4 protein-coding genes are annotated in these 2,745 nt (G+C 65.9%); all 4 read right to left on the reverse strand.

The window, feature by feature from the left end; genetic code table 11:
- A partial coding sequence (locus RMO04_RS07270) for a biotin/lipoyl-containing protein (protein WP_309644117.1) occupies positions 1 to 356 on the reverse strand: 356 nt, incomplete at its 3' end.
- 16 nt (positions 357 to 372) lie between these two features.
- On the reverse strand, positions 373 to 771 hold the full coding sequence (locus RMO04_RS07275) for a GFA family protein (protein WP_309644118.1): 399 nt from the start codon (positions 769 to 771) through the stop codon (positions 373 to 375).
- Positions 768 to 2,141, reverse strand: a complete 1,374-nt coding sequence (locus RMO04_RS07280) for a pyruvate dehydrogenase complex E1 component subunit beta (protein WP_309644119.1) — start codon at positions 2,139 to 2,141, stop codon at positions 768 to 770. The genes RMO04_RS07275 and RMO04_RS07280 overlap by 4 nt, the downstream gene beginning before the upstream one ends.
- On the reverse strand, positions 2,138 to 2,745 hold a 608-nt coding region (locus tag RMO04_RS07285; RefSeq protein ID WP_309644120.1), incomplete at its 5' end, for a thiamine pyrophosphate-dependent enzyme. The genes RMO04_RS07280 and RMO04_RS07285, both read right to left, overlap by 4 nt.

Consider the following 2,745-nt stretch of genomic DNA (forward strand, 5'->3'; position numbering starts at 1 on the left):
GCGGACGCCGGCTCGGGCGGAGCGGTCGCGGCAGCCTCCGCCTTGGGGGCTTCAGCCTTCGGAGCTTCGACCTTCGGAGCCTCGGTCTTCGCCGTAGGCGGCGCGGAACCCGCATCCTCTCCAGAGAGCCTCGCGATGGGCGTGTTGACCTTCACCCCCTCGGAACCCTCGGCGACCAGGATGTCTTCGATGACTCCCTCGTCGACGGCCTCCACCTCCATGGTGGCCTTATCGGTCTCGATCTCGGCGATCACGTCTCCGGAAGAGACCTTGTCGCCCTTCTTCACGTGCCACTTGGCGAGCGTGCCCTCTTCCATGGTGGGAGACAGGGCGGGCATCAGGACATCGATGGACATGGCTTTTCTGAACTCGTCAGGAAGGTTCGAGCGACAGGTGGGCGAGCTGGTCGGCGTTGGCTTCCCAGTTCATTCCGTCGAAGGCGGTGAGGTCTAGCTGGACGGCCTTGTCCAGGCAGCGGGCGTTGACCGACCAGCCGTCCGGATTGGAGCGCGGCCGGTAGAAGCTCTTGATGCCGCACTCCGAACAGAACAGGTGTCGCGCCACTCCGCTGTTGAAGGTGTATTCCGCCAGCCGTTCCGCGCCCTTCGTCAGACGGAAACGGCTCTCGGAAACGATGACGTGGATGAAGCCCGTCTTGGCGCACATGGAGCAGTTGCAGCTCTGCGCCTCGACGACCTCAGGCAAGGCCACCTCGAACCGCACGCCGCCGCAATGGCAGCCGCCGGCATGCCAGGTGAACCCGTCGGTCATTTGTAGCAGACCGCCTTGGCCGCCTTGACGATGTCCTCCACCGACGGCAGCGACAGGGCCTCAAGATTGGCGGCGTAGGGCAGCGGCACGTCCTTCTGGCAGACCCGCGCGGGCGGGGCGTCCAGATAGTCGAAGCCGTGTTCGATCACCCGGGCGATCACCTCTGCGCCGACGCCCATCGGGCCCCAGCCTTCTTCGGCGGTGACCAGGCGGTTGGTCTTCTTGACGCTCTCGACGATGGTCTCGTGGTCGAGGGGCCGCAGCGTGCGCAGGTCGATGACCTCTGCGTCGATGCCTTCGGCCGCCAGTTCTTCGGCGGCCTTCAGCGCCAGACCGACCATCCGCGAATGGGCGGTGATGGTGACGTCCTTCCCCACCCGGCGAACCTTGGCCTTGCCGATAGGAACGATCCAGTCGCCTTCCGGAACGTCGAACTCCTGGCCGTACATCATCTCGTGTTCGAGGAAGACGACGGGGTTCGGGTCGCGGATGGCGGCCTTCATCAGGCCCTTGGCGTCGGCGGCGTCATAGGGCGCCACAACCTTCAGGCCTGGCACCTGGGCGTACCAGGAGGAATAGTCCTGGCTGTGCTGGGCGCCCACGCGGGAGGCCGCGCCATTGGGCCCGCGGAACACGACCGAGCATTTGATCTGGCCGCCAGACATATAGAGCGTCTTGGCCGCCGAGTTGATGATGTGGTCGATCGCCTGCATGGCGAAGTTCCAGGTCATGAACTCGATGATGGGCTTCAGGCCCGCCATGGCGGCGCCGACGCCGAGACCGGCGAAGCCGTGCTCGGTGATCGGGGTGTCGATGACGCGCTTGTCGCCGAACTCCTGCAGCAGGTCGCGGCTGACCTTATAGGCGCCCTGATACTGGGCGACTTCCTCGCCCATCAGGAACACCTTGTCGTCGGCCCGCATCTCCTCGGCCATGGCGTCGCGCAGGGCGTCGCGAATGGTGGTCTTGGTGAGCTTGACGCCCTCGGGGATCTCAGGATCGCGGAGCTCGACTTTCGGGACGACAGGCGCGGCGGGCGACGCGGCCTGGGCCGGTTGCGGCTGGGGCGCTTCAGCGACAGGTTCGGCCTTGGCCTCGCCACTGGCCTTCGTGGGCGCAGGCGCTGCGACGTCGCCACTGGACAGCCGCGCGATGGGCGTATTGACCTTCACCTCCTCGGTGCCCTCGGGAACCAGGATTTCCTCGATCACACCCTCGTCGACCGCCTCGACCTCCATGGTGGCCTTGTCGGTCTCGATCTCGGCGATCACGTCGCCGGAGCGTACAGTGTCGCCCTTCTTCACGTGCCATTTGGCCAGCGTGCCCTCCTCCATGGTCGGAGACAGGGCGGGCATCAGAACGTCGGTCACTGGGCGGCCTCCAGGTACACGTCCGTATAGAGCTCGGAGGGGTCCGGTTCGGGGCTGGTGCGGGCGAACTCGGCGGCGTCGGCGACGATACGCTTGACCTCCGCGTCGATGGCCTTCAGCGCCGCTTCATCGGCCCAACCGTGCTTGGCCAGCAGTTCCTGAGCGTGGTCGATGGGATCGCGGGTCTTGCGCACCTCATCAACCTCATCGCGCGTCCGGTACTTGGCCGGGTCACTCATGGAGTGGCCGCGATAGCGATAGGTCTTCATCTCCAGGATGTAGGGGCCCTTGCCGGACCGGGCGTGGGCGGCGGCCTTGCCGGCCGCGGCCTTGACCGCCAGCACGTCCATGCCGTCGACCTCTTCGCCGGGGATCAGGAACGAGGCGCCGCGCTTGTGCAGCCGCGTCTCGGCCGAGGACCGCTCGATGGACGTGCCCATAGCATACTGATTGTTCTCGATCACATAGACGACCGGCAGGTTCCAGAGTTGAGCCATGTTGAAGCTCTCATAGACTTGGCCCTGGTTCGCCGCCCCGTCGCCGAAGAAGGTGAAGCAGACCCGCCCGTTCTCCGCGTTACGGTTGGCAAGCGCGATGCCCGTGC

This window comes from Phenylobacterium sp., from assembly GCF_031412415.1.
Taxonomy (GTDB): Bacteria; Pseudomonadota; Alphaproteobacteria; order Caulobacterales; family Caulobacteraceae; genus Phenylobacterium.

Excerpts from the sequence above, each read along its gene's own strand:
- RMO04_RS07275 (WP_309644118.1), bottom strand. The coding sequence starts at position 771 with ATGACCGACGGGTTCACCTGGCATGCCGGCGGCTGCCATTGCGGCGGC.